This is a genomic window from Aeromicrobium wangtongii (genome assembly GCF_024584515.1).
GTDB classification, from domain to species: Bacteria; Actinomycetota; Actinomycetes; order Propionibacteriales; family Nocardioidaceae; genus Aeromicrobium; species Aeromicrobium wangtongii.
Genome location: NZ_CP102173.1, coordinates 1,523,916 through 1,547,894, shown reverse-complemented (window position 1 = coordinate 1,547,894; position 23,979 = coordinate 1,523,916). Strand labels below are relative to the sequence as shown.

The following is a 23,979-nucleotide window of genomic DNA, read 5'->3' as shown; positions in this document are numbered from 1 at the left end:
GCCGGCCGAGCAGGTGTCACTGAGGGGCGATACCCAGTGCCAGGTCCGACACGTTGGCCGGTTCGGTGGTGAGCGGCACGATCTTTCCGTCCTTCACCTCGCTGAAGTAGACGCTGCGGTTGAAGAGGCGCTCATAGCCCTTGAGCCCGTCGGTCCACGGCTTCGTGAAGTCGATCGGTGGGACCATCCCCTTCAGGTCGAGATTGGTCGTTGCCGCGGCCGCCTCCATGAAGCTCTTGGCGTTCAGGTCGGTCAGGTTGCTCGCGATCTGCGTGAAGCCGGAGTACCCGGCCCATGTGCCGAGGCCACCCAGGGAGTTGAAGTCCTGGTCGTCGGGCGCGTCTGCCTCGTCGAGGGCCTCACGGAAATCGGCCCACGGCTCGGCCGCGATGTCCGGGTACGAGCCGGCGATGATCGATCCCTCGGCCACGTCCTCGAATCCCTTGATCGACACCGCGTCCAGGTTGCCCTGCGGTCCGTAGAGCCGCTGCTTGGCTCCGGCCGCCTTGTAGGCCGCGAACCATGGCTTCCACAACGACTCCGAGACGACCATGACGATGCAGTCGCTGTCCTTCGTGGCTCGGGCGACATAGGGGCCGTCGTCCTGGCTCGTCTGGGGAAGGATGATCGGATCCTGCTTGAACGCCATGCCATAGGCCTTCATCGCGTTCTCCATGGGTTCGATGTAGGACTGGGCGCCGTCGATGACGACGGCGTTGATGTCCTTGCACCCGTCCTCGTGGGCACGTTGGATGAAGCCGACCGCGTACATGAGGGAGCTGCCCACCGGGAACGACACGTCGCTGGTCAACTCAAGGGGCGTCGCCGCACAGCAGGTGCCGAACCAGGAGATGCCCGCGTCCTCCAGGATGGGCACGATCGCGTCGCCGAAGAAGGAGTACGAGCCGACCGCGGCCACGACGTTCTCCTCGACGGCCTTGCGTGCACATGCGCTCGCCTGCGTCGCCTGGCCCTGGTCATCGCAGATGACGGTCTCGAGCGGGCGTCCATTGATGCCGCCGTTGGAGTTGATCCACTTCTCGTAGGCCTCGGCCGTCGTCTTGATCATCGGGTAGACGGGGCCCTGCGAGTTCAGCGACGTGATTGTCATGACCTTGACCGGCTCGCCGCTCAGCTTGGGCCCGTCCGAGTCGTTGGAGTCCCCGCCGGAGTCCGATCCGCTGCACGCGGCGATCACCGACACCGCGATGGCGATGACGCCCAGCCGAAGACAGAAACGCTTCGTCCGCCCGCCACGTGCACTGTTCCTGAACATAGTTCCTCCATTGGTGTGCCCTGGAGCACGAATCGGCCGTGCCGCCACGTTCGTCGACTGGCGCTTGAGCCGTCACACGGTCGGACCGTGAGATCGCCTTCGGCACCCGAGGACCCATGCCTGCTTCACAAGATGCGCCCGGACTCCATCGCACGAGACATACGGTGTGATCCAGATCACGTGCCTTCATCATCGATATAGGTCCGATGTCTGTCAAGGAGTTTGTGAAGCGGGCGATACTTTTTCTTCGCGCACATCTGGGATGACAGGGCTACCGCCCTGCTCGTGGAGGTATCGTCCCTTGAGCAGGTCCGATGTATTGGGTTAGTGTGCCGACCTCAGCGCAACGAAAGGCCTCCCGATGGACTCACTGCGCAATCGTCAATGGCTGTTGGCGAACCGCCCGGTCGGCAGCCCACGAGCCACGGATTTCGTCAGCGCGGAGACGTCGTTCGAACTACCCGCCCTGCTGCCGGGACAGGTCGTGCTCAAGAACAGCATCTTCCTGCTGGCCCCCACGATCCGGAACTGGTTGGATGCCCCGGGCAACAACTTCTACCCGTCGATCGCTCTCGGCGACCCGGTCCTGTCGCCGTCCGGCGGCACGGTCATCGCCTCGGCCGATCCGCGGTTTCCGGTCGGCGCCCGCGTGTCGGCGATCAGCACCTGGCAGGACTATGAGGTCGTCGACACCAGGGAGCGCAACGTGCGGCCCATGCCGCCCGGGGTGACCGACGTCGAGGCGATGGGCCCCCTCGGGATGAATGCCCTCACGGCCTACTTCGGCCTGCTGAGGATCGGCCGGCTCAACGGCAGCGCAGATCGCGAAGATCATGGGCGCACGGAGCGTGGGGATCGCAGGCGGACCCGCGAAGTGCGCATGGCTCGTGTCGGAATGCGGCCTGGACGCAGCGATCGACTACAAGACCGGGAACCTCCGGGACCAGCTCGAGAAGGCGTGCCCCGCAGGCATCGACGTGTTCTTCGACAATGTCGGTGGTGACACGCTCCAAGCGGCCGTCGACACGATGGCGCGGTTCGGCCGCATCGTCCTGTGCGGACAGATCTCCGGTTACACCGACAGCGTGCCCATCCCCGGGCCCGAGAACATGATGCGGCTCATCTACGGGGGCATCACGATGCAAGGCTTCCTACTCGAGCACTTCGAGGATGACCTCGCCGAAGGGTGGCACCATCTCCAGAGCTGGCTGCGCAACGGATCCATCGTGCACCGCGAGGACGTCAGGGCCGGGTTCGCCGCCATTCCCGAGAGCTTCCCGGCGCTGTTCGACGGCACGAACGCCGGGACACTGATGGTGACCGCCGACTAGCGATCGGGCGAGATCGCCGTCAGGAAGGCTGGGTCAACGCCTCCCGCAGATGCGCGAGGCCATCGACGGTCACGCCGTTCGCCAGCAGGAACTCACGAACGCCGCCGTGCTGCTCGCGGACCCCGGCGAGGAACCGCAGCATGTACTCCGGCGGGGTGATGTTGGCCAGCGGAGGGAGCCTGTCGACCGTGTCCCCGTAGCTCGGCATCGTCCGAAGGCGCTCCATGACGACCGAGACACGGTCCGACCCGGCGGCGTACTCGGCGGCGATTGTCGTGTCGTCGACGCCGACCGCCGCGAGGACCAACGCCACGGCGACCCCGGTCCGGTCCTTGCCGGCCGAGCAGTGGATGACGGCAGGCAACGCGTCGTTTCCCGACGCGAGCGCGTTGAACACGCCGGCCACCGACTCCGGGACCGTCGTGAGGTATCCCAGGTAGTGCGGCACGATGGGGTCCTCCGGATCGAGGACCGGCGCTGCGGAGTCCGCAGAGCTCGTGCCCTCCACCGTGAACGGAAGATGGTGGTAGCTCAGCGCGGTGCCTTCGAGCGGCCCCCTGCCCTCGCGCTTGAGCTCGTACCCCATGCGCAGGTCGATGATGGTCCGGATGCCCAGATCCTCGACGAAGTGGCGAACCGCCTCGGCCGACAGGAACTGGAGCGTGTCGCTGCGAAACAGCTTGCCCGGGATGACGGTGCGTCCATCCGTCGTCGGTAACGCGCCGACCGCCCGGAAGTTGAGCGTGCCCTCGGGCCCCGCGTAGCTGGTCACCTGGCCCTCTGCCGCTCAGCCCGGGAACGAGCGGGCAGTCGTCCCACCGTCGACCAGGAGGCTGGCGCCGTTGCAGTACGACGACTCGTCCGATGCGAAGAACAGGTTCGCCGCAGCCACCTCCTCCGGACGTCCGGCGCGGGCGATGGGCGACAACTGGATAGCGGCCTCGGGATCGGCGAAGGCGGGGGTGACCGAGGCGATCATCGGCGTGTCGATGAACCCGGGACACACGTTGTTGGTCCGGATGCCCTGACGCGCATAGCTGATGGCCATCGATCGGGTGAGGTTCATGATGGCGCCCTTGGCCGCAGTGTACGTGTGCCCGTCGTACAGGCCCGTGACGCCACCCATGCTGGCGACATTGACGATCGAGCCGCTCTCGTTCTCCAGCATCGAGGCGAGGACCCGCCTGGCGACCAGATAGTAGGAGTCCAGATCGATGCTCATCACGGTGCGCCAGTTCTCGGGGGTCGTGTCGTGCAGCTTGGCCATCGACCCCGGGTTCGCCTCTCCGTAGGCCCAACCGACGCCGGCGTTGTTCACGAGCACGTCCACGCGCCCATAGGCCGCAAGCGCCGCATCGACCAGCTTGGCCGCGCCGTCGTCGCTCGACAGGTCGGCCGCCACGACCATCCCCTTGCCGCCAGACGCCTCGACGGCAGCCATCGCCTCGTCGAGCTTGCTCTGGGTCCGCGCACATCCGACGACCGTCGCGCCCTCACGGGCGAACAGCTCGAAGGTCGCGCGACCGATGCCCGTGCTCGCACCCGTGACGATGGCGATCTTGTTGTCCAGTCTTCCCATGATGCTCTCCTTCTAGAGTCCTGCCTTGATGTCGGGGAATGCCAGGTGCTGGATCAGGGCGTGACCTGAACCTTGATGGACGAGTTCTTGTCGAGCTGGGCTCGGAAGGCTGCGTCGAGATCGTCGAGCCGGAACGTGTGGGTGATGAGCGGCTCCGCCGTCACGCGACCGTCGGCCAGCATCTCCAGCACCGTCGGGAACTCGCCGTTGTACGCGAACGTTCCCCGGACGCTCATCTCCTTCTGAACCACTTGGTTGGCGTCGAGCGTCACCGGGCCCTCGTAGAGCGCCGCGATGCGCAACCGGCCACCGGCACGGGTCATGGACACCGCCTCGGCCAGCAGCGCGCCGATACCGGATGCCTCGATCACGATGTCGGCCCGGGCCCCGACTCCCCCGACTCCCACGCCGGTCAGTTCCTGCACGGCTGCCAGCCCGTTCTGGGTACGTCCGTCGACGATCACGTCCGCACCGAGCCGGGCGGCCAGGGCGAGCCGACTGTCCGAGACGTCGATGCCGATGACGCGGCCGGCACCGAGGGCCTTGAGCATCTGCACGGCGTTCAGGCCGATGCTGCCGAGGCCGATGACGACCGCGGTGTCGGCCGGGTCCGGGTCGGCCGACCTGGCCGCGTGCAGAGCGACCGCCATCGGTTCCACCATCGCCGCGGCCGCATCGCTGACCGAGTCGGGGATGAGGAACACGTTCTTGCCGAGCACCGCCTTGGGGACCCGCACGTACTCGGCGAAGGCACCGGGCAGTCCATAGGCGATGCTCTGGGACAAGCCCGTCTCGCACAGGTGCCCCATGCCCTCGATGCATCGCGGGCACCGCCCGCAGACCGACAACGGGACGGCGGTCACCCGGTCACCGACGCTCAGGCCCTCGACATCGGCACCGACCTCGACGATCGGACCGCTGAACTCGTGGCCCATCACCTGGCCGGGCTCGACGAACACGCCCTCGACGTAGGAGTGCAGATCGGAGCCGCAGATACCGCACGCCGCCACCTGGACGACGATCCCGTCGCGTCCCGCCGCCGGAACGTCGAGCTGCGTGATGTCGAATGTGCGTGCGGCCTGAAAGACGCCAGCTCTCATGGTGGATCTCCCCGTCACTAGGTGCCAATGCCTGCGCGTCCGCAGCAACTTCGACGGTTGCTCAGGAAGGTGTGACGCCTGCCACAGCGTGGCATGCACCCAGCATGGTTTGTCAAGGGGGACATCCGATGTTTGTGAGACGGATGAGGTGAGTCGCGGCCATCAAGGGCTGTTTTCGAAGGCCGGAGATCGATAGGATGCGATCCTTAGTGATCTGCGCCACACTCGCTGATACAAAGATCCGATGTCTGTACGGGAGGGTTCAATGACCGATCTCGACTTCCTGGCCGTCCACGGGCTGGCCATCCGCAAGGCCGGCAACCCGGCCTCGGTCGCGGTGCTGCTGGGGGCGGACGAGGCCGACGTGAGCGCCGCACTCGACCGCGCGGTCACCGCAGGGCACGTGGCTGGCGCGAACGGAACGTTCATGGTCGCCCCCGCAGGACAAGCATGGCTCACCGAGAAGTACCAGACGGTGTTCGGTGGGCTCCGCGCCGACGGGGATCTCCTGCACGCGTACGAACGGTTCGAGAAGGTGAACGGCGATCTCCTGGCCCTGATGACCGACTGGCAGACGATGCCGGCCGGGGACGCACGGGTCAGCAACGACCACAGCAACCCTGACTACGACGCGAAGATCATCGATGCCCTCGGCGCCTTGCACGAGCGCGCCGAACGCGTCGTTGGTCGCGCCGCCGAGATCGTCCCGCGCCTCCAGACACACCTCGACCGCCTCGAAGCGGCATACGACCAGGTCCTCGGAGGCGCCCACGACTACGTGAGCGGCGTGCGCATCGACAGCTATCACACCGTTTGGTACGAGCTTCACGAAGACCTGCTCCGCATCCTGGAGAAGAAGCGACAGGAATGAGCCCTCGATGATGAGCACTACACGATCACCGGTCCTGTCACTGGACGGCACATCGGTGCCCGACCGAGATCTGGTCGGTGGCAAGGCCTGGAGCCTGGCACAGATGCTCAGCCTTGGCCTGCGGGTGCCGCCGGCCGTCGTGATCCCGGTTCCGGAGTGCCGTCACTATCTCGAGGCCGAGCGCTCGCTCGACGAGGAGGTGCAGTCAGCGATCCGCTCCGGGATCAAGGATCTCGAGAGGCGCACCGGTCGTCGCTTCGGCGACCCGTCCCACCCCATGCTGGTCTCGGTGCGCTCAGGGGCCGCCGTCAGCATGCCTGGGATGATGGACACGATCTTGAACCTCGGGATGACCGATGCGATCGAGGAGTCCTTGGCCACCAGCTCCGGTGACCCCGCGTACGCTCGCGACACCCGCGCCCGCTTCTGTCATGCATTCGGCGAGATCGTCCTGAAGGCAGATCTCGATCCGTACGTGACAGGACCGACGCCGACGGAGATCTGCGAGCGGGTGCAAGAAGACACCGGACGGAGCATCCCCGCAGATCCCTACGAGCAGCTGTTCGACGCGATCTGCGCGGTCTTCGACTCCTGGCAGTCCACCCGCGCCAAGTCGTACCGGCGCCACTGGGGCATCCCCGATGACGGGGGCACAGCAGTCACCGTCCAGGCGATGGTGTTCGGTAACCTCGATGACCGGTCCGGGACGGGCGTCCTCTTCACCCGCAACCCGCTGAGCGGGGCACCCGAGCCGTACGGCGAGTGGCTGCCGGGCGGTCAAGGCGAGGACGTCGTAGGGGGAACGCATGCCGTGGTTGGGCTGGCGCAGATGCGCGAACACCTGCCGGAGGCGGTCTCCGAGCTGCTCGACTGGGCCGACACGCTCGAGAAGGAGCACGCCGAGGTCCAGGACATCGAGTTCACCGTCGAGTCCGGGACCCTGTACCTCCTGCAGACCCGAGCGGCGAAGAGATCTCCGGAGGCTGCGGTCCGCATCGCCGTCGATCTGTTCGACGAAGGACTGATCGATCACGACGAGGGACTGGCGCGCGTGACCCCCGAGCAGGTCAGGTCTGTCCTGATGCCTCGGCTCGATCCCGCGGTTGCCGCGGCTGCCAGCGTGCTGGCGGCCGGCGAGCCGGCCTGCCCCGGCGTCGCGACCGGCGTCGGTGTCCTGGACCCCGACGAGGCGGTCTCGCGTTCAGCTGCCGGGGAGAACGTCGTCCTGGTGCGGCCGACCACGAGTCCGGACGACGTGCACGGCATGATCGCCGCCAAGGCCGTCGTGACCGATCTGGGCGGCGCCACGTCTCACGCAGCCGTCGTGACCCGTGCCCTCGGACGGCCGAGCGTGGTGGGTGTGGGCAAAGGCACCGCCGCATCACTCGTCGGGCGACACTTGACGGTCGACGGCCGCAGCGGCCGCGTCTACGACACCATCCTCGATCTGGTGGAGGCGCGGGTGGAGGACGATCCCATCCTCGGCCGCATCGCCGCCTGGGCCGCTGGATCGAGCCCGTTGAACGTCGTCGACCACCCCGTCGAGGGCGTCGAGGTGGCCGATCTCGACCTCCTGTTGACGGATCTGAGCGCCCGGGAGACGCCGATCGATGTCGACCAGATCACCGCAGCGCTCGAGGGATTCTCGTCAGCCCGCGGAGCGATCTTGGCCACGGAGCAGGGCGTTCGTGCCGCGCATGACACCGGCATCACCGTTGTCGCCGACTGTCCGCTGCTGGTCCAGCTAACGGCCTTGCGCACCCTCGGCACGCCCGGCGCCTGAGGGCACCGTCGGCGATCAGCGGATGATCGAGCCGCCGTCGACCGGGAAGGTGTGACCGTGCATGAATGAGGCCTCGTCGCTGGCGAGGAACGAGATGAACCTCGCGATGTCGATGGGACGCCCGTATCGCGCGGCCGGCGCATCGATCGTCAGCTCGTGGAACGGTCCCCCCTCCTTGGTCCAATCCGCGGTGAGCGGTGTCTCGATGACACCCGGAGCGACGCCGACCGCGCGGATCCCCTGGTGCCCGTAGTCGTACGCCAGCTGCTTGGTGAGCCCCACGACGCCGTGCTTGGCGGCGGTGTACTCGATGCCCGTCGCGCTGGCCAGGAAGCCTGAGACCGACGCGATGTTGATGATGACCCCGCTGCCCTTCTCCAGCATGATCGGGATGACAGCTTTGGAGCCGAGGAAGACGCCCTTCATGTCGACGCTCATGACTCGATCCCAGGACTCCTCCGACACCTCGGCTGCCGGCAACGTCTCCCCCACCAGTCCCGCGTTGTTGATGAGGATGTCGATTGCGCCATATGCGTCGAGTGCGCTGTGGACCATCGCCTGGACCGATCCGGACTGCGACACGTCGGCCTGGACGGCCACGGACGTTCCGCCCTGGGCCTCGACCAGGGCAACGGTCTCCTCGGCCCCCTCCAGGAAGATGTCGGCGACGACGACACGGGCGCCGTCCTTGGCCAGTTCGCAGCTGAACTCCCGACCCAGCCCGGAGCCACCTCCGGTGATGATCGCGACTCGACCGTCAAATCTGCTCATGTGCATCTCCCCGTCCTGGCTGGCCTCGGCCGACCAAGCGGCGGTCAGAGGCGATGGTGCTGAACAACGTCCGACACCTGCGGCCCTCCTGTCAAGGGGTACATCAGATGTCTGGTCGCCACAGGTGTGGATTCGGGGGCGATTTGCTTGCAGCATGCTCGATTCATCGGAGGTCTGAGGTGGGAGACGCCAAATGTGACACCGCCTTTACAAATTCGGCGGTCCAGATCTAGTCTCATCGAGTGGGACCCACACCACTTCCTGATCGGACCTCGCATGGACCCTGAGCGCGGCGCATGACCATGATCGTGGCCGGAGGCTCGCGCGGCATCGGACTGGAGCTCGCCCTGGCCTTGCTTCCCGCCGACCGGCGGGTCGTGATCGGCTTCTCCGCCGATGCTGATGCCGCTCATGACGCCGAGCAGCAGCTCACGTCGCTCGGCGCCGCGGTGCGACTGGTCCAGACGGATCTGGGCACCCCGCAGGGCGCCGAGGCACTCGTCGATGCGGCCGGCGACCAGCCCATCGACCAGGTCGTGCACAGCTGCGTCACGGTGGGCCCGCCCTCCCTGTTGCAGGACGACGCCGACTGGGCCCAGTCGTGGGGCCACGCGATGTCCGTCAACGCGATGTCGCTGGTCTGGCTCACGCGAGCAGCACTCCCCCGCCTGCACCGCGGCAGCACGGTTCTCTACGTGACCAGCCGTGGAAGCAGCCGCGTCTTTCCCGGATACGCCTCGGTCGGTCCCGCGAAGGCCTTCGCTGAGTCGCTGGTCCGTCATCTGGCCGTCGAGCTGGCACCGCGCGGTGTCCGCGTCAACGCGCTCGCGCCGGCCGCCCAGGACACGGCATCCTTCCGCGCCGCATTCGGGCCGGACTCCGTCGGCATCCTCCAACGGGCCGGAGCCGCGTCGCCGTCGGGACGCGCCGTGCAGCCGGAGGACTATGTCGGCGCCGCCCGCTTCCTCACCACTCCCGCCGCCGCCATGGTCACCGGGCACGTGCTGCCCGTCTACGGCGGAGGTGACCTGGTCTGATGACCCAGTCCACCGATGTCATACGGAGCCGGCCGCTGTTCGTCCTGCAGGCATCGCTCGCCGATCCCGTGATGATGGCCGACACCCCGCGAGGCGAGCGCAAGATCGTGGCCGTCACCGGGGGGACGGTGCGAGGCGAGCGCGTCAACGGCCGACTCGTCGATGTTGGCGGTCACGACTGGGCCCTGATCCGCCCCGACGGCACGCTCGAGCTGGACGTGCGCGTCCTGCTGCACACGGACGATGATGCGCACGTCCTCATCAGCTACCGCGGCTTTCGTCGCCAGAGGGACGACGGTCTCTACTTCCGCACGTCACTGACGTTCGAGACCGGGGACAGCCGATATGCGTGGCTCAACTCGATCATTGCGATCGGCGTCGGGACACGCCCCCCTGAGGGCCCGCGCTACGACGTCCACGAGATCCTCTAGCGATCGCCGCAGCGGTCGTCACACCTCGCGGATCCCGGCCGTCTGCGACCAGAGCTCTCCCAGGGCGGATAGAAGCTCGTGCGGCGTGGTGCAGCACCGGTCCGCCAGGGGGGCCAGAGCCTTGGCGTCTCCGTACCCCCAGCCTGCATGGACGACCCGGACGCCGGCGGCGCGGCCGGCCCGCAGGTCGGCACTGGTGTCCCCGACGAGCACGACGTCCGCGGTCGACGCCCTCGCCGCCGCCACGGCCGTACGGACCCCCTCCGGATCGGGCTTGGCCCGCGCGACGTCGTCGCCGGTGACGACGACATCGAAGCGTCGCCCGATGCCCGACGTCTCCATGTCCAGCTCGACACGTCCCCGCGCCTTGGACGTCACCAGCCCCAGAGGCACGCCTTCGGAGGCGATGTCGTCGAGCGCCGCGGCGACCCCGGCGAACGCCGTCGCTGACTGCAGGACGTACGCCCGGTCGAACGCCTCGGACAACTGGGCGGCCTGCGACGGGCTCTCGGTGATGCGTGCGAAGATCTCGGCGCCGCGGGCCCGCAGGGTCCAGGCGTGCTCGTCGGCCGTGGACGGGAACCGACGACCGATCACCTCCGCGGTGGAGCGGTGCCAGCTCTCGAGCAGAGCCGCCCTGGTGTCGACGAGCGTCCCGTCCCAGTCGAACAGCACGAGCCCGGCGCTCACGCGAGTGCCCGTTGGGTGTTCCGCGTCCCACGAAGCTCGGCCTTGAGGATCTTGCCCGCCGCCGACCGTGGAAGGGCGGCGACGATCACCACCTGCTTCGGCGCACGGATCCCCCCGAGACGTTCTCGCCCCCAAGCGACGAGCGCCGGCCCGTCGACCGGATCGACGCCCGGTCGCAGCTCGACGAAGGCGACGACGCGCTCGCCCCATTCATCGTCCGGGACACCGACCACTGCGGACTCCAGCACCGCCGGATGCCCGGCCAGCACGGTCTCGACCTCGGACGGGTAGACGTTGGAGCCGCCGCTGATGATCATGTCCTTCTTGCGATCGCTGATGGTCAGACGCCCGTGATCGTCGAGCCTTCCGATGTCCCCGGTGTGGAGCCAGCCCTCGATGATGGTCTCCGCCGTCAGGTCCGGGCGGCGGTAGTAGCCCTTCATCACGAGATCACCGCGCACGCAGATCTCACCGACCTGGTTGGTCGGCACGGGCCGGTCGCTGTCATCCCGGATCTCCACCTGGACGAGGGGCAACGGCCTGCCACAGGACCCGAGCACCGCATCGTCCGCGACGCTGCCACCATCCATGTGCTCCGGTGGCGTGAGATAGGAGATCGCCATCGGCGCCTCCATCTGCCCGTAGCCCCCCATGAGGACGGGCCCCAGGCGCTCCACGGCCTCCCGCAGGCGGGGCAGCGCGATCGGGGCAGCGCCGTAGAGCAGGTAGCGCAAGGATCCGATATCTGCCTGGTCGAGGCGCGGCAGGTCGAGCAGGCGATAGAGCGCCGTCGGCGGAAGGAACACCTCCGTGGCCCGGGTCTGCTCCAGGGCCGTCAGCACCGGGCCGGCGTCCGCCCGCGGAAGGACCACGACCGTGCCGCCGCGCGCGAGGCACGGCAACGTCAGGAGTCCGGCGGCATGGGTCATGGGGGCAGCGGCCAGATTGATGATCGGTTCGTCCGCCCGATAGGCGAACACCAACATCATGTGGGTGATCGAGGCCGCCAGCGTGCGGTGCGTGTTCATGACGCCCTTGGGCTTCCCCGTCGTGCCGCCCGTCGGCATGATCGCCACGACGTCGTCGGGCTCCCAGCCCACCTGCAAGGGGTCGTCGGACAGGTGGCCCGACCAGTCGCCCAGCGAGATGTTCCCGGTGCCGTCATCGTCCAGGCAGATCCATTGCACGGGTCGTTCCACGAGGGCGGAGATCTCCTCCACCAGCCCTGCCGACGACGCCTGGAAGAACACGAGGTCGACATCGAAGCCATTGATCGCATGGGCAGTGTCCTTCGCCGGATACGCCACGTTCAACGGCACCCACACGCCACCTGCCCGCCAGGCTCCGAGGATGCCGACCCACGCGGCTGGATCATTGGCCGAGAGCACACCCACGTGCCGGACGCGCTCCCCCATGCCGAGGATCGCCCGGGCGATCCGGGACGACCCCCGGTGCACGTCGTCGTACGACCAGCTCCGGCCTCCCATGATGTAGGCGGGCGCATCCGGTGACTGTCGCCAGCCACGATCGAAGAACGAGATGACCGACATGACGTCACCGGCCGAGAATCGTGATGACGGCGGTGGCTTCTTCGCCGCGGTAGAGACCGCCGCCGTTCTCGGCGACGGCGATCCTCGCCCCGTCGACCTGCCGTGCCCCGGCGCGACCGCGCAGCTGGTCGGTCAGCTCGCAGAGCTGGCCGAGTCCGGTGGCACCGAGCGGGTGTCCCTTGGACTCCAGTCCTCCGGATGGATTGACCGGGATCCGTCCGCCGATCGTCGTGTCGCCCGATGCGGCGAGCCGGCCACCGGCGCCGAGCTCGCACAGGCCCAGCATCTCGGTCTGCAGGACTTCGCCGAAGGCGGTGGCATCGTGCACCTCCGCAACATCCACGTCGCCGGGTCCGACACCGGCGAGCTCGTAGGCACGTGCGGCCAGCACCCGCGTGATGTGCCGTTCGTAGTCGTCCAGGGCGCGGTCGACCCCCGAACCGATGACGCTGGACAGCACCCGCACAGGATCGGCGCCCGTGAGCCGGGCCAGTCCCTCAGGACTGCAGACGATGGCGGCCGCGGCGCCGTCGGTGATCGGCGAGCACATCGGGACGGTGAGCGGGAACCCCAGCGCCCGGCCCGCCAGCACCTGATCGACCGTCATCGCGGTGCGGAAGTGCGCCTTGGAGTTGTGCACGGCGTGCCCGTGGTTCTTGGACGACACCACGGCCAGCTGCGCCTGGGTCGTGCCGAACGTGCTCATGTGGGCGCGGGTCATCGCACCGTAGATGTCCATGAAGATGGATCGGTCACCTTCGCCCGCGTCCGCGCCGACTCCGCCGAGATCGATCAGCGTCTTCTCCAGCTCGGCCGGTCGGGAGACGTCGTACGCACCGTCGAAGACACGCAGCGAGTCCGCCCGGGTCCCCACGTTCATCTTCTCCACGCCCACCGCCAAGGCGATGTCCGCCATCCCTGCGTTCACATGGGTCACGGCCATGGCGAAGGCACTGGAGCCGGTCGCGCAGGCGTTCTCGACGTTCACGACCCCGGCGCGCTGCAGCCCCATCTCCCGCAGGGCGATCTGTCCCGGAACCGAGTGCTGCCCTTCGAGGACGCCTTGACCCATGTTGCCGAAGAAGGCGATCTCGATGTCGTCCAGACCGGCACCGGCGTCCTCGAGCGCCCCCTGCACCGCCTGCCTGGTCAGCGACTTGACCGTCTCATCGCGGTGGATGCCGAAGGCCGTCATGGCGATCCCGGCGATGCTGGCGTGCTGTGGCATGGCAGTTTCCTCTCATCGGCCCAGCTCGAGGTCGAACGCTTCCGTGGTGATCCGCGCGTACGGCCGGTCGACGGCCCGGACGATCGCCGCCACCTGCTCCAGCTCAGCGCTGGACAGGACGGGATAGTCCTGCTTCACGGGGCCCGCCTTCCTCATCTGGATCAGGTCCGACTCGGGGACGAGCGCGCGAAGGATCAGCTCATCGTCATCGGCGGTCCCGTGCGAGGCACGCAGCTCCTCGATGGTCGGCTGCTCCGGCTGTGCGGCCATGATGGCGGCGGCCCGCGGCGAGCCGGTGATGCGATCCAGCGTCTCCGGCTCGATCGGTCCGACCGGGGTGCCGAATCGGCCGGCTGCGTACTCCACGACCTGGTCGGGGACGGTGCCGTACCGCGTGCCGGTCACGACGTTCAGCACCGCCTGCGTGCCCACGAGCTGGCTGAAGGGGGTCGCCATCACCGGATAGCCCAGCTCGCGGCGCACCTGCGCCGTCTCGGCCAGCACCTCGGACAACCGCTCCTCCATGCCGTGATCGGCGAGCTGGCGTTTCAGCGACCCCATCATCCCGCCAGGGATCTGGTGGGCCAGCGACATCACGTCGTACTCGTGGTGCTGGTTGACCGGCAGACCGGCCGCCGCCCCCACCGCTTCGAACCGCTCACGAACCGGGCCGAGCCGCGATGTGTCGATGCCGTGGGTGTGGCCGAGGATCTCCAGGTTGTGCACCATGATCTCGGTGGACGGCACCGACGCGGCATTGGCCATCGGCCGGCTGGCGGTGTGCAGGATCGACACGCCGTGCTTCAGCGACTCGACATAGGCGGCGCCACTGAGCCCGAGCAGGTTGTTCGCGTGGAACTCGACCGGCTTGCCGGCCGCTGCTGCGACGACGCCGGGAAGGACCGTGCGCAGCCTCGTAACGTCCAGCACACCGGCCGGGTCGTAGAACAGAATCGTGTCGACGTCGTCGCTCGCCGCGAGCTCGGCGGTGATCTTGGCGAAGTACTCGTCGGTATGCAGTGGGCTCAGCGAGAACATCACCGTCGCGGCGATCTCCGAACCGAACTGCTTGGCGACCCCGGCGAGCCGGTGCATCTTGTCGACGTTGTAGAGCAGGTCGTAGATCCAGTAGCTCCGGCATCCGTGCACGTTGAGCTGTCGCATCCAGGCATCCATCAGGGCGTCTGGGCTGGTGGAGAACGAAACCGCCGCGTTGGAGCGCATGCCTCCGCGCACAGGGGTCCGCGGCATGGCGTCCAGCAGGAGGTCCAGCCCTTCCCAAGGATTCTCCTGGCAGTAGCGGATCAGCACCTCGAACATCGAGCTGCCGACCAGGTCGATCGCATGGAATCCGGAACGGTCGAGGTGCGGAGCGGCAGGCAGGGCCATGCCCGCCTGCATCTTCATCCCCCACAGGCTCTGCGGCCCGTCCCGAAGCGTCTGGTCCAACAGCTCGATGTGTGCCATGAGTGCTCCTGGTTCTCGTGGTCGGGGTCAGGCCGCGAAGCCGGGAAGGAAGTCGGACTCGAGCCAGCGGGTGTGGAACGCATTGGCACCGAATTCGGGGTCGCCCGCGATGGCCCGCAGCAGCGGCAGGTTGGTCGCGACTCCCTCGACCCGAAAGGAGCTGAGGGCCTCGATGCTGCGGCGAACAGCATCCGCGCGGTCGACCCCGCTCACGATCAGCTTGGCGATCATGCTGTCGTAGTAGGGCGTGACCAAGCTGCCCTTCTCGACGGCGGAGTCGAGCCGTATCCAGGCCCCGGCCGGCGGGACCCAGGCCGTGATGCGACCCGGCGAGGGACGGAAGTCGCGTGTCGCGTCTTCGGCGTTGATCCGGAACTCGATCGCATGCCCCACCCCACTCGAGGACCGTTCGTGCAGTCGTGCGGCCACATCGTCCCCGGACGCGACCTCCAGCTGCAGCTCGACGAGGTCGAGGCCGGTCACCGCTTCGGTGACGGGGTGCTCGACCTGGATCCGCGTGTTGACCTCCATGAACGATGCCGTCTGGCGAGCCGGGTCCCAGAGGAACTCGACCGTGCCCACACCGCGGTACCGGACGCTGGCCAGCAGGGCGACGGCGCTGGCGGCGAGCTGTTCGCAGGCGGCATCGTCGAGCAACGTGGCCGGAGCCTCCTCGATCATCTTCTGGTAGCGACGCTGAACCGAGCAGTCGCGCAGCCCCAGGCTCCAGGCCCGGCCGGCTCCGTCACCGATGACCTGGACCTCCACGTGACGCGCCGTCTCGACGAAGGCCTCGAGGAAGAGCGTGCCATCGCCGAACGCCTCCTTGGCCTCGGTCACCAGACGCGGGTATGCGCTGGCCACCTCCTCGACGCTCATGCAGACCGCCATCCCGCGTCCACCCCCGCCTGAGGCCGCCTTGAGCAGCACCGGGAAGCCGACGTCCATCGCAAATCGCTGCGCATCGAACACGGAGGTCAGCGCTTCGCTTCCCTTGATCCTGGGGGCACCCGCCGCATCGGCGAGCTCACGGCTGCGCAGCTTGTCCCCCAGACTCTCGATCGTCTCCGCGCGCGGGCCGACGAACACGATGCCTGCCTCGTCGCACGCCCGGACGACGTCGGGACGCTCGGACAAGAAGCCGTACCCCGGGTGCAGAGCGTCACAGCCGGTGGCCGCTGCGGCGTGGACCACCAGCCGATGGTCCAGATAGCTACGGGTGGCCTGGGGAGGACCGATGACGACGGTGCGGTCGGCCAGTTTTGCGGCCGGCGAGTCCCGATCCGCCGACGACGATGCCAGGACGGTCTCCACGCCAAGCTTGCGGCACGTGCTGATGATCCGAACCGCGATCTCTCCGCGGTTGGCGACCAGCAGCCGGCGGATGTTCATCCGTCCGGGTCGATGACGACCAGCGGCTGGCCGTACTCGACCAACGCGCCGTCCTCGACCAGCACCTCGACGACGACGCCGGCGGCCCCCGCCCGGACGGGTGTGTAGAGCTTCATGACCTCGATCAAGCACACCTCGTCCTCGGCCTCCACCCGTTGTCCCAGCTCGACATAGGACGCTTCGCCTGGCGCCGGCGCCCGATAGAACGTTCCCAGGTTCGGCGCCGTGACGGTGACGCCGGCAGACGTGGAGGCCTCGTGTGGGCGGGCGGGATCACTGCCTGCACCGTCTTGGGCCGCGCCGGCGGTGTCCTGTCGGACGGCGGACGATGAAGCCCGCGCGGGGCTTGGCGGCGCGGCGGTCTCCGGCGCAGGAGCCTCCCCCAGCACGACCGTCGTCGTCCCGATGCTCACCCGTAAGGACGTCCACCCGTGCTCGTCCATGAGCCGCGAGAGCACGGCCACGTCGTCGGGCCGGATGTCGGTCATGCCTGCCCCCGCACGCAGCCGAGAGCTTCCGGGTGCGGAGACGGCTCGTGCATGCGCATTCCTCCGATATGAGTGACGCCGACATCGGCCTCGCAACATTGTCAATGTATGCCGCATCACTCAAACGGTAAAGACTGCGTCACTTTTACTTACTGGCGACTCCGCGCGTCCACAGCTCGGCCAGCGTCGTGGCCACCTCCACCGGCGGGACGTCCTTCAAGGCGTCACCATCGAGGGCGTAGCGCTGGAAGGCGTAAAACTCGGTCATGCTCCCCAGCAGCTCGGCCGCCACCTCGACATCGATGTCGGACCGGATGGCGCCCGAAGTGACGCCTCGGGTCAAGGCGCGCCCGATTCGTGTGTAGAACGCCGTCCGGGACTGGCGCCAGACGCTGCGGACCTCCTCGTCATTCTGGGCCATCTCGACCATCACGCCCATCATGGCGCGATTCAGGTCGTAGAACTCCAAGTAACGCTCGGTCGTGCGCTGTACCGACTCGGTCGGGTGGTTGTCGTCCCAGCGCGCCCGGGCGAAGTCGAACGCCCGGTCCAGCATCTCGGTCAGCAGGACGAGCAGCAGCTCGTGACGATCCTTGAAGTACCGGTAGAAGGCACCGGGCGACAGGTTCGCAGCCTCCGTGATGTCGGAGACTCGCGTCCCGGCGTAGCCCTGCTCACCGAAGAGTTGTTCGCCGGCCTCCAGCAGCCGCCGCCGGGCGTCGCGGCCCTTCGGCGTGGGCGGGGTCGAAAGACCGCCGGACGCCTCTTTGGCCACCACAGCATCCGAACCCATGTCGCCCATCCCCGATTCCTGTGACGTGCTCATGCCGTCCGTCCTGAGTGCCTCACCATAGAGCGTCGTCGATTTCCATCAGCAACTGATCTCCCGACTGCAGGATGCACATCTTGCAGCCCGTCACGCGGCACGCCCCGTCGTCCGCACGGCGGGCCGGCGTGTTCGCGTCGCCGAGCGCCGACCCGACATCGGGTTCCGACAGGTTCATCGTCCCGAACCAGCGACCGTCGAGTGTCGGCGGCATAAACCCGCTCGGCAAACTCATCACTGGCGTGCTCGCGGATGACGTGCGCGGCTGCCATCGTCAGGATCGAGTACGCCGCGCTGGCGATGTTGGCCGTCTGCAGCCCCATGATCACCACCTCGTCCATCCTGCTCGCCAACAGCCCGGCCCACGCATACGCCGAGATCGCGCGCAGGAAGGAACAACGACTCGGCCTGGTTCATCGCGTGCTCCTCGTCTGGGACGGCGGACAACCGGATGCTATGCCTCCTGAACGCCCGGCCATGCGCAGTCTCGTGGCGGCAGGCCCGCGTCAGTTCTCGGTATCATGATCGAGAGCAGAAAGTAAACCCTACGTCACTTTTACTGATCTACCGGCATCCGTTGACCGGTCTGCTCGCTCTCGAGCCGACTCGACTGGATTCCCGGCGACTGCGTGCCCGACATCAGCAAGGTTCCAGACGAGCATCAGGGCGTCGGCCACAGGCGGCGTGCGGCCCCGACGGCCCATAACACGTCACCGCAGGTCAGAGCCGGTTTTCGTCAGCACTGCGACGCACTCGACGTGGTGCGGGGGGTAGTCCTCATTGCGCCCCACCGAGACGGTGGGTCCCTGCGTCAGTAGCCTGCCGTCGTGACCGGCACGGGGTGGGTGGCGCAGGGTGAGGCGGCCGATCTACTCGGCGTGCACAGGTCGGCGGTCCCGACGATGGTCCGCCGCGGCGACCAAAATCCCAGGCATGGACGTCCGTCGCTGTCCCGGGACGAGGTCGTGAAGTTCGGGGCCTCGGCGGCTCAGATGAGGATCTCGGTCTGGTACTGGGCGGCCAGCTCGACGGCGAGATGCCGGCCCTGCGCTTCTTCCTCCGGGGAGAGCTCGGGAGGTGCGGAGTCGGGTCCGTCCACGACGTGCCCTACTCGCAGGAAGTACGCGTCCTGTCCAGCGGGGGTGCACATGCAGACCATGCGTGCTGGCGCGCCTGACTCGTTGCGGAAGAAGTGCGGCGCGTTCGCCGGGATGTTCACGGTGGACCCGGCGGCGGCCGTGTGCTGCTGGCCGCGGAAGGTGAAGGTGATCTCGCCGTCGAGGATGGTGAACATCTCTTCGAAGTTGTGGCGGTGAGGCGGTGGCCCTCCGCCATCCGGCACTCGCATGTCGATGAGGCAGTAGCGGCCGTCGGTCTGGTCTCCACCGATCAGCATGGCGTAGTTGTCACCAGCGAGTGACAGGTACGTGGTGTCTGGGTCGTCTGGCGTGACGAGCGTGAGGGAGCGGGCGGGGTCGTCGTCGGGGATGCTGGCGGTGGGGTTCTCGGGTGAGGTCATGCTCGGCTCTGCTTTCTGGGAGGTGGGGTCACGGCTGTGCGAGGGTCTCGTCGAAGCAGTGGCGGAGGAGGTACATCGGTTGTGGATCGGGTCATCGCGACGGTCTGCCGCAGTCAGATGGCGGACGCAACGGCCCGGTCAATCGGGGTGGTGCCGGCGGTCACCTCGAGGATCTTCTGGCTGATCCTTGGCTCATGCACTATCGCGGCCAAGGTGGCGGCCACGTCTGCTCGGGTGATCTCGTCGTGGATCTCTGCCGGACCCAGCGCCACAGTCCCGCGGCCGGGATCATCCTGCAGAGCGGATGGTCGAAGGATGACCCACGAGAGCTTGCTCTTGGTGAGGGCTACGTCCGCTTCCTTCTTGACCCTGATGTAGTGGTCGAAGCCCGGCCCGAGGTTCCGCTCACGCCATGCCTCCGGAAAGACGGAGACCAGGACGAAGCGGGGAGGGACGGATGTGAGGTGCGCGGCGTCGATCAGCTTGACGACGCCGTCGCGATCGATGGCGGTCGTTGCTTGCGTGCCGCCGCCTCCAGCGCCGGCAGTGAAGACGATGGCGTCCGCGTACGCGATCATGGGTGCGAGGTCGCCCGGCGAGAGAAGTGTCAGGTCTCCGACCCCCGCGGTCACCCCCGAGGTGACGAGCTCGTCGCGCTGCGCCGGGTGGCGGACAAGCCCTGAGACCGTGTCCCCCCTAGCGACGAGCTCGTGGGCAAGGAGCGAGCCGACCGCTCCGGTGACGCCGACGATGAACACGTGCATGAGTCTCTCCTTCGGCCGATCGAGTTTGGCTGTCCAACGGGCAGCCGGCGATCAGGCAGGACGGCCGACGGCGCTCACCACTGCCTCGAGGAGGTCCACGACGTCCTTCGGGTTGGTCTGCATCGCGAGATGCGGAGCGTCGACCTCGACGATCTGCTTGAACCCGGCCCGTTCGTAGCCGAACCGCTGGACATCGGGCTGAACGGTCTTGTCGGCAGTCGCGACGATGCCCCAGCTGGGCGTGGACTTCCACGCCGCGGCTGACGCCTCCTCGGTGTAGGCGGCGTCGGCGAACGAGCGCTGTGAGACCGCGAGCACCTCGGCGGTCCGCGGGTCGAGGCCCGCTGCAAACACCGGGAGGAACGCGCTCGGCTCAACCGACAGGTCCACGCCCTCATCGTGGCCAGGGGACGGATTGGGGAGGGTCACGAGGTGATCGCGGAGATCGGTGGCCGGGTACCTGGCATCCATGTGGGCGGGACTCTCACCCTTGTCCGGGACATAGGCAGCGACGTAGACGAGCCCGACGACGTTCTCGGCGGCTCCCGCGACGGTGATGACCGCACCACCGTAGGAGTGGCCGGCAAGCACGACGGGGCCATCGACCGCCTCCACGACGCGTCGCACACTCGCCGCATCGCCTGACAGCGTCCGCAAGTGGTTCGGGGGGACGATCACGCGGTGCCCGTTGTCGAGCAGCGCACGCGTGACCGGGCTCCAGCTCGCCGCGTCGGCGAACGCGCCATGGACCAGGACGATGGTGGGGTTGTTCATGATCTCTCTCCATATCTGGGTCATCGCAGCATGTCGTCCGCGATCGGGTGACACGAACCTAGGGAGCCAGCAGGAACCAGCGCGTCCGTCAGGTGACGTCTTTTCGGGTACGTCATCGCTCGCAGCGCGCATACCGCGTAGGACCTGCTCCAGGCTGCCCTGCTGCGGGTCCTCCCCCGGTGGCTACATCGCGTGCGGATCCTGCGTGCTGGCGAGCCTTGCGGCGAGCTCACCGCGAGATGCGATGCCGAGCTTGGGGAACATGCGCTGCAGGTGAGTGCTGACGGTGCGCGGCGAGACGTACATCCGCTCGCCGATCTGGCGGTTCGTCAGCCCTTGCGCGGCGAGATGCGCGACCCGCAGCTCCGTCGAGGTCAACAGGTCGACGACGGTCGCGCCCTGGCGGGGGGACGATGTCCCGCCAGCACGCAGCTCCTGGCGTGCCCGGTCCGACCAGGCCGACGCCCCCAGCGCGTCGAATACCTCGCGCGCGGCCTCGAGGACTGCGCGGGACTCCGATGTGCGCCGTTCGCGGCGCAGCCAGGTGCCGAAGGCGAGATGCGCGCGGGCCCGCTCGAACGGCCAGTCCGCCGGAACGCTGTCAAGGGCTGCCCGATAGAGCGCCTCGGCCTCCTCCGGCGGGCTCAGCAGCGCGTGTGCCAGGCGCAGACCGCAGAGCAGGGCGGGCGAAGGCGTGACCTCGCCGAGCGCGGTCAGCTCCTCCACGATGCCCCGCGCCACCTCGGCCCAGTCGCTGCGCACCCCAGCCTCGGCGAGTCCCGAGACTGCGTAGAAACGCAGCCAGGGGTGGAAGGCGGGGTCGGCAGGGTCGAAGACGCGGTGCAGGTGCCCGAACGCGTCGCCGTAACGCCCTTGGCACAGGGCTTCCTGCCCCCGCGCCATCTGCGCGTGGGCCAGCGCAGTGCGCAGACCCAAGGGGATCGCTGCGCGCTCGGCCTCGGCTGCCCGCTCCTCCGTCCGCGGGTCGCCGCACAGTGCAGCGATCTGCGCACGGACCCCGAACAGGGTCGTCTCCACGATGACTTGACCGATCTCACGGTTCAAGTCCGCGCTCTCCTCGGCGGCGAGATACCCCGTCCGGACGTCACCGAGATGGACCGCGCTCGCTGCCCGGAGCAAGTGGGCGCCGCTCAGCATTGAGCACCGTCCCTGCGCCCGCAGTGCGTCCAACGACCTCGCCGCCAGGCGCATCCCGAGGACGGGAGCCCCCATCGTCACTGCCGCCGCTGCCAGGTACCCGTCCCACTCCGGGTCCTCGGGTAGGCGCTCCTGCTGCCGCGCGAGGGACTCGAGGGCCGATCGACCGCGGTCGACCGGTGCGCAGAGAGCGCGGAGCGCCACGAGGAGGGGGTGGTCGGCCGGCACCGGCATCCGGTCTGCCGCGGCGGCCACCCGGTCCCGCGCTTCCTGCCCGGGCTCCCCGTACATGCAGTGCAGGATCGCGCCCCACAGCATGCGCAGACCGAGGACGGCCTCGGTGGCCGCGATCTCGACGGCCATCTCCGCCAGCTCAGCGGTTGCGGCCCCTTCTCCCCGAGTCCAGACGCCCCCTCGGATGATGCCCACCCAGGCGACCCGGCCCTGGTCCCGGGCAGTGAGGTCGAGTGAGCTGGCCCGGTCGAGCATGTCGTCGACGATGGCGACCTGACCCAGCTCCAGAGCGAGCTCCGCAGCCCTCACCAGCCGGTCTGCAAGCGCCGAGGGGTCCTCCGTCAGCTCCGCCGAGCGCATGAGTGCTGCCAGGGCTGCGGCGAAACCACCCCGTCGCAGCGCCCTGCCGGCAGTCAGGTCCAGGTCCTGGGCCGCCCGCTCGTCGCGGCCGGAGGTGGCGGCAGCGACGTGCCATGCCCTCCGGTCGGGGTGGTTCCGCAGCTCCGCGGCCAGCGCGGCATGCGCGCTGCGACGCTGGGTGGGAGTCGCGGCGTCGTGCATCGCCGAGCGCATGAGCGGGTGCCGGAATCCCATCGTGCGGGCCTCCAACAGGCCGGCATCGACCGCCTGCGGGAGAGCCTCGACATCGATCGCCGTCTCCAGCATGCGTGCCGCCGCTGCCAGACTCTCGTCCGTCGTCCCGTCACCATTGAGGGCTGCCAGGAGCAGCACCGTCCGGGTGCCGGCGGGCAGGCGGGAGATCCTGTCCGCGAAAGCGCGCTCCAACCTCTCCGTCAGGGGCAGCGGCCCCAGGGGCAACGCGGACGCGCCATCGACTGAGCTCAGCGCGAGAGGCAGCTCGGTCAGCGCGAGCGGGTTCCCGGCTGCCTCCTCCAGCACCCGCATCCGGACCTGCCGCCCGAGGTCAGGCGCCACGGCGTCGAGCAGCTCCGCCGACACCCCATCCGTCAGTGGGTCCACCTGCAGCACCGGAAGCCCAGCGAACTCGAGCCGGAGGTCCGAGCCCCGGGTCACCACGATCATCACGATCGGATCCGACTCGACCCTGCGGGCCACGAACCCGACCACGACGAGGCTCGCGCGGTCCATCCAGTGGGCGTCCTCGACGACCATCAGCAGCGGCTCCTCGGTTGCCGCGTCCGACAACAGCGTCAGCGCGGCGAGGCCGACGAGGTGCAAGGCCGGGGCGACCTCCTCGCTGAGCCCGATGGCTGCCCGTAGCGCATCACGCTGCGGACCGGGCAGGTCGTCAATACGCTCACGGAGCGGGTGGACCAGCTGGTGCAGACCCGCGAAAGCCACGTCCTCCTCGGACTCCACCCCCAGAGCCGTGATGACACGGATCCCGTGCCTCGCAGCCGACGCCGCCGCTTCGGCGACCAGCGCAGACTTCCCCACCCCTGGTGCGCCCTCGACCACGAGCGCACCGCCTGATCCCGCCGATGCCCGCTGCACCAGGGAGGCCAGCGCCAGGCTTTCGGTCGCGCGGCCCAACAGTGTGGTGGGGTGCATGTGGTCCCTCCCTCTACGACCACCCGGGATCCCCGGCGTCCAGGGCGTGCATCTCGGCGGAGCTCACGTCATTGGAGCCGCACCGTGGTGAGGTCGGCGTCGGGTCGTTCGGCCAAGTAGGCCGTCGTCGTTCCTATGATATTGAACTAACCGTCTGGCTTTTCTTTGTCAACCGCG

23 protein-coding genes and 1 pseudogene are annotated in these 23,979 nt (G+C 68.1%); 7 read left to right on the top strand and 17 right to left on the bottom strand.

Translation table 11 applies throughout. The features are described from left to right. Positions 1-16 precede the first annotated feature (16 nt). Positions 17-1,276 (bottom strand): ABC transporter substrate-binding protein, encoded by a 1,260-nt coding sequence (locus tag NQV15_RS07720; RefSeq protein WP_232399240.1) that lies wholly within the window; start codon positions 1,274-1,276, stop codon positions 17-19. A gap of 361 nt (positions 1,277-1,637) precedes the next feature. Between NQV15_RS07720 and NQV15_RS07715 the strand changes: the two are divergent. Both NQV15_RS07715 and NQV15_RS07710 read left to right on the top strand, forming a co-directional pair. Next, a pseudogene (locus tag NQV15_RS07715) lies at positions 1,638-1,961 on the top strand (hypothetical protein); the annotation flags it as partial. Between the two features lie 148 nt (positions 1,962-2,109). Beyond that, positions 2,110-2,607, top strand: coding sequence for an MDR family NADP-dependent oxidoreductase (locus tag NQV15_RS07710; protein WP_232399239.1), 498 nt, complete (start codon positions 2,110-2,112; stop codon positions 2,605-2,607). Between the two features lie 19 nt (positions 2,608-2,626). Here NQV15_RS07710 and NQV15_RS07705 read toward each other — a convergent pair whose 3' ends face one another. Genes NQV15_RS07705 through NQV15_RS07695 form a run of 3 tightly spaced genes read right to left on the bottom strand, consistent with a single transcriptional unit; the run spans position 2,627 to position 5,286 of the window. After that, positions 2,627-3,379, bottom strand: coding sequence for a tyrosine-protein phosphatase (locus NQV15_RS07705; protein ID WP_232399238.1), 753 nt, complete (start codon positions 3,377-3,379; stop codon positions 2,627-2,629). A gap of 15 nt (positions 3,380-3,394) precedes the next feature. Continuing rightward, the gene (locus tag NQV15_RS07700) at positions 3,395-4,186 is read right to left on the bottom strand and encodes an SDR family NAD(P)-dependent oxidoreductase (protein ID WP_232399237.1); all 792 of its coding nucleotides are present in this window, start codon (positions 4,184-4,186) and stop codon (positions 3,395-3,397) included. 53 nt (positions 4,187-4,239) lie between these two features. Further along, positions 4,240-5,286, bottom strand: coding sequence for a zinc-dependent alcohol dehydrogenase (locus NQV15_RS07695; RefSeq protein ID WP_232399236.1), 1,047 nt, complete (start codon positions 5,284-5,286; stop codon positions 4,240-4,242). Positions 5,287-5,551: 265 nt separating this feature from the next. Here NQV15_RS07695 and NQV15_RS07690 point away from each other — a divergent pair, with 265 nt between their 5' ends. Both NQV15_RS07690 and NQV15_RS07685 read left to right on the top strand, forming a co-directional pair. Further along, positions 5,552-6,157, top strand: a complete 606-nt coding sequence (locus NQV15_RS07690) for a hypothetical protein (RefSeq protein ID WP_232399235.1) — start codon at positions 5,552-5,554, stop codon at positions 6,155-6,157. Between the two features lie 7 nt (positions 6,158-6,164). Next, entirely contained in the window at positions 6,165-7,940 is a 1,776-nt protein-coding gene (locus NQV15_RS07685; RefSeq protein ID WP_232399234.1) for a pyruvate, phosphate dikinase, read from the top strand. 15 nt (positions 7,941-7,955) lie between these two features. Here NQV15_RS07685 and NQV15_RS07680 read toward each other — a convergent pair whose 3' ends face one another. After that, complete coding sequence (locus NQV15_RS07680) at positions 7,956-8,711, bottom strand: SDR family NAD(P)-dependent oxidoreductase (RefSeq protein ID WP_232399233.1); 756 nt, start codon at positions 8,709-8,711, stop codon at positions 7,956-7,958. Between the two features lie 296 nt (positions 8,712-9,007). Between NQV15_RS07680 and NQV15_RS07675 the strand changes: the two genes are divergently transcribed. Both NQV15_RS07675 and NQV15_RS07670 read left to right on the top strand, forming a co-directional pair. Further along, positions 9,008-9,748, top strand: coding sequence for an SDR family oxidoreductase (locus NQV15_RS07675; RefSeq protein WP_232399232.1), 741 nt, complete (start codon positions 9,008-9,010; stop codon positions 9,746-9,748). Then, positions 9,748-10,179 carry a DUF3237 domain-containing protein gene (locus NQV15_RS07670; RefSeq protein ID WP_232399231.1) on the top strand — a complete coding sequence of 144 codons (432 nt, stop codon included), beginning with the start codon at positions 9,748-9,750 and terminating at the stop codon, positions 10,177-10,179. The genes NQV15_RS07675 and NQV15_RS07670 overlap by 1 nt, the downstream gene beginning before the upstream one ends. A gap of 18 nt (positions 10,180-10,197) precedes the next feature. Here the strand turns inward: NQV15_RS07670 and NQV15_RS07665 are convergent, their stop codons facing one another. The 8 genes from NQV15_RS07665 to NQV15_RS07630 form a co-directional block, all read right to left on the bottom strand. Further along, the gene (locus NQV15_RS07665) at positions 10,198-10,869 is read right to left on the bottom strand and encodes an HAD family hydrolase (RefSeq protein WP_232399230.1); all 672 of its coding nucleotides are present in this window, start codon (positions 10,867-10,869) and stop codon (positions 10,198-10,200) included. Further along, a complete protein-coding gene (locus NQV15_RS07660; protein WP_232399229.1) occupies positions 10,866-12,419 on the bottom strand; it encodes a class I adenylate-forming enzyme family protein in 1,554 nt (517 codons plus the stop codon). Before NQV15_RS07660 ends, NQV15_RS07665 begins: the two co-directional genes overlap by 4 nt. A gap of 4 nt (positions 12,420-12,423) precedes the next feature. Beyond that, positions 12,424-13,647, bottom strand: coding sequence for a thiolase family protein (locus NQV15_RS07655; RefSeq protein ID WP_232399228.1), 1,224 nt, complete (start codon positions 13,645-13,647; stop codon positions 12,424-12,426). 12 nt (positions 13,648-13,659) lie between these two features. Then, positions 13,660-15,114: a hypothetical protein gene (locus NQV15_RS07650; RefSeq protein ID WP_232399227.1), complete on the bottom strand. Its 1,455-nt coding sequence runs from the start codon at positions 15,112-15,114 to the stop codon at positions 13,660-13,662. Between the two features lie 27 nt (positions 15,115-15,141). Beyond that, positions 15,142-16,506 (bottom strand): acetyl-CoA carboxylase biotin carboxylase subunit, encoded by a 1,365-nt coding sequence (locus NQV15_RS07645; protein ID WP_232399226.1) that lies wholly within the window; start codon positions 16,504-16,506, stop codon positions 15,142-15,144. After that, positions 16,503-16,994 (bottom strand): acetyl-CoA carboxylase biotin carboxyl carrier protein, encoded by a 492-nt coding sequence (locus NQV15_RS07640; RefSeq protein WP_232399225.1) that lies wholly within the window; start codon positions 16,992-16,994, stop codon positions 16,503-16,505. The genes NQV15_RS07645 and NQV15_RS07640 overlap by 4 nt, the downstream gene beginning before the upstream one ends. A 145-nt stretch (positions 16,995-17,139) precedes the next feature. Further along, positions 17,140-17,820 (bottom strand): TetR/AcrR family transcriptional regulator, encoded by a 681-nt coding sequence (locus tag NQV15_RS07635; protein ID WP_232399224.1) that lies wholly within the window; start codon positions 17,818-17,820, stop codon positions 17,140-17,142. 19 nt (positions 17,821-17,839) lie between these two features. Continuing rightward, positions 17,840-18,055, bottom strand: a complete 216-nt coding sequence (locus NQV15_RS07630; protein WP_232399223.1) for a hypothetical protein — start codon at positions 18,053-18,055, stop codon at positions 17,840-17,842. 17 nt (positions 18,056-18,072) lie between these two features. Between NQV15_RS07630 and NQV15_RS07625 the strand changes: the two genes are divergently transcribed. Further along, a complete protein-coding gene (locus NQV15_RS07625; RefSeq protein ID WP_257125107.1) occupies positions 18,073-18,345 on the top strand; it encodes a hypothetical protein in 273 nt (90 codons plus the stop codon). Between the two features lie 463 nt (positions 18,346-18,808). Here NQV15_RS07625 and NQV15_RS07620 read toward each other — a convergent pair whose 3' ends face one another. From NQV15_RS07620 to NQV15_RS07605, 4 genes are all read right to left on the bottom strand, one after another. Continuing rightward, on the bottom strand, positions 18,809-19,339 hold the full coding sequence (locus tag NQV15_RS07620; RefSeq protein WP_232399221.1) for a cupin domain-containing protein: 531 nt from the start codon (positions 19,337-19,339) through the stop codon (positions 18,809-18,811). A 113-nt stretch (positions 19,340-19,452) separates the two neighbouring features. Further along, the gene (locus NQV15_RS07615) at positions 19,453-20,103 is read right to left on the bottom strand and encodes an NAD(P)H-binding protein (protein ID WP_232399220.1); all 651 of its coding nucleotides are present in this window, start codon (positions 20,101-20,103) and stop codon (positions 19,453-19,455) included. Between the two features lie 51 nt (positions 20,104-20,154). Beyond that, the gene (locus NQV15_RS07610; protein ID WP_232399219.1) at positions 20,155-20,877 is read right to left on the bottom strand and encodes an alpha/beta fold hydrolase; all 723 of its coding nucleotides are present in this window, start codon (positions 20,875-20,877) and stop codon (positions 20,155-20,157) included. A 183-nt stretch (positions 20,878-21,060) separates the two neighbouring features. Beyond that, positions 21,061-23,802 carry an ATP-binding protein gene (locus tag NQV15_RS07605; protein WP_232399218.1) on the bottom strand — a complete coding sequence of 914 codons (2,742 nt, stop codon included), beginning with the start codon at positions 23,800-23,802 and terminating at the stop codon, positions 21,061-21,063. Between the last annotated feature and the right edge of the window lie 177 nt (positions 23,803-23,979).